Genomic DNA, 5516 nt, shown 5'->3' with positions numbered 1-5516 from the left:
CCGATGAACCGCCAGTGGCGGTACATCGGCTGGCTGCTGGCCGCCGTGTGGCTGTTCTTCCTCAACATCCCGATCTCCACCGCGCTGCAGCAGCCGGAGCCGTGGCGGCGGGTCGTCGGGGTGACCGCCCTGGTCGTCTTCGGTCTGGGCTACGTGCTGCTGTTCCAGTGGGCCCGCCGACTGCGCCAGCTGCTGCTGCCGATCCCGGCGGGGCGCGCGCGGGTGGGCCTGCTGGTGCTGCTCGCGGTGGGCCTGGTCAGCATCCCGGGCACCGGCGGCGACTGGCTGGCGACCCTGGTCTACGTGGCCGCGGCCGGGGTGTTCCTGCTGCCGCCGTGGGAGGCGGCGGTCACCGTGGCGCTCTGCGCCGTGACTCCCGCGCTGGCGTCCTGGCTGGTGCCGGGCTGGGAGGCGGAGCACGGGATCGTCTTCGCGGTGCTGCTCGCCTCGTTCGCCATGTTCGGCGTGTCCCGGCTGGCCCAGCGCAACAGCGAGTTGCAGGCCGCGCAGCAGGAGATCGGCCGGCTCGCGGTCGCCGAGGAGCGGGCCCGCGCCGCCCGCGACCTGCACGACATCCTCGGGCACTCGCTGACCGTGGTGGCGATCAAGGCCGAGCTGGCCGGACGGCTGATCGAGGTCGACACCGTCCGGGCGGCCGCCGAGATCGCCGAGGTGGAGAGGTTGGCGCGGGCGGCGCTGGCCGACGTGCGGCAGACCGTCGGGGCGTACCGGGAGGTCACCCTCGCCGGGGAGCTGGCCGGCGCGCGGTCCGCCCTCGCCGCGGCGGGCATCGCGGCGGAGTTGCCGGCCGAGGTGCCGGAGCTGCCGAGGGAGTGGGACCGGCTGTTCGGGTGGACGGTACGCGAAGGGGTGACCAATGTGGTCCGGCACAGCGGCGCGCGGTGTTGCACGATCCGGGTGCGCCCGGACGGGGTCGAGGTGAGCGACGACGGCCGGGGGCCGTCCACGCCGGACGCCGGCACCGCCGGGTACGGGCTGGTCGGTCTGCGGGAACGGGCCCGCCGGCTGGACGCCGTGGTGACCGTGGGCCGCGGCCGGGACGACGGCACCGGCTTCCTGCTGCGGGTGCACGCCCCGGCGGCGGCCCGGTGAGCGCGGCGGGTACGCCGATCCGGCTGCTGCTCGCCGACGACCAGGCGCTCGTCCGTGGTGCGTTGGCCGCGCTGCTGTCGCTGGAGCCGGACCTGACCGTCGTGGCCGAGGTGGGCCGGGGCGACGAGGTGGTGCCCGAGGCCCTCCGGCACACGCCCGATGTGGCCCTGCTGGACGTGGAGATGCCCGGCCTGGACGGGATCGCCGCCACCGCCGCGCTGCGGGCGGCGCTGCCGGCCTGCCGGGTGCTGGTGGTGACCACGTTCGGTCGGCCCGGCTACCTGCGTCGCGCCATGGAGGCCGGCGCGAACGGCTTCGTGGTCAAGGACACCCCGGCCCGGCAGCTCGCCGACGCGGTGCGCCGGGTGCACGCCGGCCTGCGGGTGGTCGACCCGACGCTGGCCGCGGAGACCCTGGCCACCGGGGCGAGCCCGCTGACCGAGCGGGAGACCGAGGTGCTGCGGGCGGCCCGCGCCGGTGGCGCGGTCGCCGAGCTGGCGAAGGCGCTGCACCTGTCCGAGGGGACGGTGCGCAACCACCTCTCCGCGGCGATCGGCAAGACCGGCGCCCGCAACCGGGCCGCGGCCGTGCGCATCGCCGAGCAGAACGGCTGGCTCCTCGGCGACTGAGCGGCCCCGCTCAGGCGGTCGGCGGCGGGGTGGCGAGCCGGTCGACCACCACCAGGCTGCTGCCGGGTCGGACCTCGGCGAGCAGTTCCCGCTGGCCGCTGCGGTTGACCCGGATGCAGCCGTTGGTGGTGTTCTCGCCCAGTTCGTCGTCGCTGTACCAGGTGTGCAGGCCGATGTGCGCGCCGCGCAGCCCGGTGGGCACCGCCTCCGGGTCGTCGGGCACCGAGCCGAGGGCGTAGATGTCCACCCCGCCGTAGACCTCCCCGGGCGGTGGGGTGCGGCCCAGGACGAAGGTCCGCCCGAGCGGCGTCTCCTGCCCGGACTGGCCGAGACTCGTCTCCCAGGAGCGCACCGCCTTGCCGGACCGGTACCAGGTGAGCCGGTGCGCCTTGCGCTCGACCACGATCTGGTCGCGCAGCGCCACGGTGTCGAACCCGCCGGGTGGCAGCCAGGCGAGACGCCGGTTGGCCGAGGGCAGCAGGACGGCCGTCCAGCCGACCCGACGCTCGGCGATCGGCACGGTCAGCTCGACACCGGCGAGCGTCGGTTCGAGGAAGGCCCGCGGCCGTCCGCCGGGCGCGTCGTACGCGGCGATCCGCCGGGTCGGGTGCACGCCCTCGGTCAGGGGCGTGACGTCCATCGTGGCCGGGTCGGCGGGGAAACCCTTGGGCGCGGGGTCGTAGTCGAGCACCGGCAGACCGGCCGGGGCGGGCGCGGCCGGCGGGACCGACTCCTCCGGGCTCTGCTCGACGCTGCTCGGCGTCGGGTCGGCTGCCGCCACGTTCTGCCTGTCGGGGGCCGTCGAGCGTGGGGTGAGAGCCTGGCCGACCAGCAGCGCGGCGGCCAGCAGCACGGGTACGGCGATGCCGGCGGCGATCCAGCCGGCACGGCGGCGGTACGGGGACATTCGGTCAAACGACACCAAACCACTCTATGGCGGTGGACGGTCCGGGGCCCCCGGTTCGGCGATACGCGCCGGCCGGAGGCCCCGGGGTCGGTCAGACCCGCGCGCCGATGTGGATGGCCACCGCGTCGTGCGCCGGCACGTTCGCGGCGAACCAGCCGTTACCGTCCACGGTGATCACCGGTCCGCTGCACGTGCCGCCCGCGTACGTGCCGTGGATGACGTCGCAGTACCGGCCGGCGGGCAGCCCGGTGTAGTACGAGCGACCGTTGACGGCGGAGTCCTCGTCGTTGAGCGTGACGAAGCCCTTGCCGCTGCGGCTGAACGCGATGTGGTTGTTGCCGTTGTCGTACCAGTTGGCCACGCCCGCGCCCTCGGTGGCGTTGCGGAAGCCGACCATGTTGGCGATCACCGGCCAGCGGTGCTCGCACTCCCAGCCGGAGTAGCAGGCCGTGTTCAGCGTCTTGTTGTTGCCGTCCGAGGGCGGGCCGGCGTCGCGGTTGCTGAAGGTGTAGCTGGACATGACGGTCGGCGAGCCGTACGGCCAGGCCAGCATGAAGGCGTTGGCGAGGGCGTAGATCCCCCGGTCGCGGTAGGTCAGCACCCCGCTGTTGTCCCGCTGGGTGTCGTGGTTGTCCACGAACACCGCGGCCGACCCGGTGGGCAGGTGACCCCAGCCCTCGCCGAAGTTGCTCAGGTACGCCAGCTTCTCCGAGCGGAAGACCCGGGCCAGGTCCTTGCCGTAGCGGAACTCGTGCACGTCACCGTTGCCGGTGTACTCGGTCGGCTGGACCGGCTCGCCCGCGCCGTAGATGACCTCCTGCACGATGTACGCCGAGCGGGACAGCTTGCTCTTGATCGCGGCGATGTCGGCGGCCGGCATGTGCTTGCTGGCGTCCAGCCGGAACCCGTCGACGCCGAGGGAGAGCAGGTCGTTGAGGTACGACGCGATCTTCGTCCGGACGTAGTCCGACTCGGTCTTCAGGTCCGACAGGTTGACCAGCTCGCAGTTCTGCACCTCGTACCGGTCGTTGTAGTTGGCGATGTCGTCGCCGCCGTTGCGCCCGCAGTGGTGGAAGTCCTGGGTCTGGTAGATGCCCGGATAGTCGTAGTGCGAGTACGACGAGCCGGCCCAGCCGGTGCCGCCGTTGTCCTGGCCGGACATGTGGTTGATGACGGCGTCGACGAGCACCTTGACGCCGGCCGCGTGGCAGGTGTTCACCATCGACTGGAACTGGGCCCGGGTGCCCTTGCGGGACTCGATCCGGTAGCTGACCGGCTGGTACGCCAGCCACCACTGGTTGCCCCGCACGTGCTCCTGCGGGGGCGAGACCTGGACGTAGCCGTAGCCCTTCGGGCCGAGCGTGCTCTGGCACTCGCTGGCCACCGACGGCCAGTTCCACTCGAAGAGCTGGACGATGACCTTCTTGGCGCCGGACGGGCTGGCGGCGGCCGGGGGCGCCGCCGCGGTGAGGGGGACGAGCAGGCTGGCGACCAGGCCGAGGGCGAGGATCGCCGAGCCGCGTCGACGTCGGTGCATCGGGACTCCTGACGGGAGCGGGGGTGGGGGTGGTGGTGCGGCGGGGGATCGCATCGGCTGCTCGAATCTTGCAACCCATGCTGAAATTTGCCGAAAGGTTACAAGCGTGTTGCAACGACTGTCAATGTATGGATGTCGATCACTGTCCACGGTGGCCGCTACACGCGTCCCGGCGTCGGTCGGTTCGATCCGGCTCAGAAATTTCCGTCCCCGGGTGATCCGCTCGCCCCGCCGGTCCGTACTGGATGGGGGAGCAGGGGTCGGCCGGTGGTGCGCCGCCGCGAGACGATCGAGGAGCAGATGGCCCGGGCAAAGCAGAACCAGAAGGCCACCGAGGTCCGGACCAGCACCAGCAGTCGGGGGGTGCGGACCAGGTCGCGCTCGGCGACGACGTTGCTGATCGCGTCCGCGCTGGCCGCGCTCTGGGCGGCGACCATGCTGACCGGCGCCGGCCAGACGGCGTACGCGTACGGCTTCTTCTTCACCGAGTTCTTCGCCGGGGTGATCGCCCTGGTGTCGTTGAGTCTCACCGTGATGCTGGGCCTGCTCGCCACCGACCGGCTGGTGCTGGGCATCTCGCACCGGGTGCTGATGCAGTCGGCGCACCGCGCCACCGGCGTCCTGGGCGTCGCCGGGCTGTTCTTCCACGTCCTCACCAAGATCGCTACCGGTCGCGCGGCGGCGACCGACTCGCTGGTGCCGTTCGTCGGCGGCCGGGGCCTCTACGTCGGCCTCGGCACGGTGGCGGCCCTGCTCATGGTCAGCGTGATCTGGACCGGCATCATCCGGGCCCGCTTCGCCGGCGTCGGTCCGAAGTGGCTGTGGCGCGCCCTGCACTCCGCCGCCTACCTCGCCTGGCCCTTCGCGATCGTGCACGGCCTCAACGCCGGTCGGGCCGCGAAGTCCTGGGTGGTGCTCAGCTACCTCGCCTGCATCCTGTTCGTCGTGCTGGCGCTGCTGGTTCGGCTCTCGGTCACCATCGGCCGGCGCAGCCGGGAGCAGCACCAGGCCGCCGTGCGCAACGCGGTGCTGGCCGGGCGGGCCACCGAGGAGGGCCGCGGGCGGTCGCTGCTGGCCGGCCTCAGCCGTCGCCGCGACACCAGCGAGGACAAGCGCCCCGCCTGGGCGGAGGCGACCACCGCCACCTGGACGGCGCCGCCCGGCCCACGGCGGCGCGACCCCGAGCGGTTCACCGTTCCGGTGGTGCCCGAGCCCGGCTCGCTCGCCGAGCCGGCCCGGCCCAGTCGACGGCGGCGGGACGAGGCGCCGGCGGCTCGGCAGGACGCCGACCGGCCGACGCGTGGACGGCGCGACGAGGCGGAGACCACGA

The 5516-nt window shown here is 73.2% G+C and carries 5 protein-coding genes; 3 read left to right on the top strand and 2 right to left on the bottom strand.

The genetic code is table 11. The features are described from left to right. Together AB0J68_RS25930 and AB0J68_RS25925 are read left to right on the top strand one after the other, a co-directional pair. Window positions 1–1113: histidine kinase (locus AB0J68_RS25930; RefSeq protein WP_363940812.1), on the top strand; the 1113-nt coding region annotated here is incomplete at its 5' end. Next, the gene (locus AB0J68_RS25925) at window positions 1110–1742 is read left to right on the top strand and encodes a response regulator transcription factor (protein ID WP_354856249.1); all 633 of its coding nucleotides are present in this window, start codon (window positions 1110–1112) and stop codon (window positions 1740–1742) included. The genes AB0J68_RS25930 and AB0J68_RS25925, both read left to right, overlap by 4 nt. A 10-nt stretch (window positions 1743–1752) precedes the next feature. Here AB0J68_RS25925 and AB0J68_RS25920 read toward each other — a convergent pair whose 3' ends face one another. Both AB0J68_RS25920 and AB0J68_RS25915 read right to left on the bottom strand, forming a co-directional pair. Further along, window positions 1753–2664: a L,D-transpeptidase gene (locus tag AB0J68_RS25920; protein ID WP_363940810.1), complete on the bottom strand. Its 912-nt coding sequence runs from the start codon at window positions 2662–2664 to the stop codon at window positions 1753–1755. 76 nt (window positions 2665–2740) lie between these two features. Continuing rightward, a complete protein-coding gene (locus AB0J68_RS25915; protein ID WP_363940808.1) occupies window positions 2741–4186 on the bottom strand; it encodes an alpha-amylase family protein in 1446 nt (481 codons plus the stop codon). Window positions 4187–4453: 267 nt separating this feature from the next. Here AB0J68_RS25915 and AB0J68_RS25910 point away from each other — a divergent pair. Next, window positions 4454–5516, top strand: a 1063-nt coding sequence (locus AB0J68_RS25910) for a ferric reductase-like transmembrane domain-containing protein (protein WP_363940806.1), incomplete at its 3' end; no start/stop codon positions are given.

The organism is Micromonospora sp. NPDC049580, assembly GCF_040675595.1.
Lineage (GTDB): Bacteria > Actinomycetota > Actinomycetes > Mycobacteriales > Micromonosporaceae > Micromonospora.
This window is presented reverse-complemented; position numbering and strand designations above follow the sequence as displayed.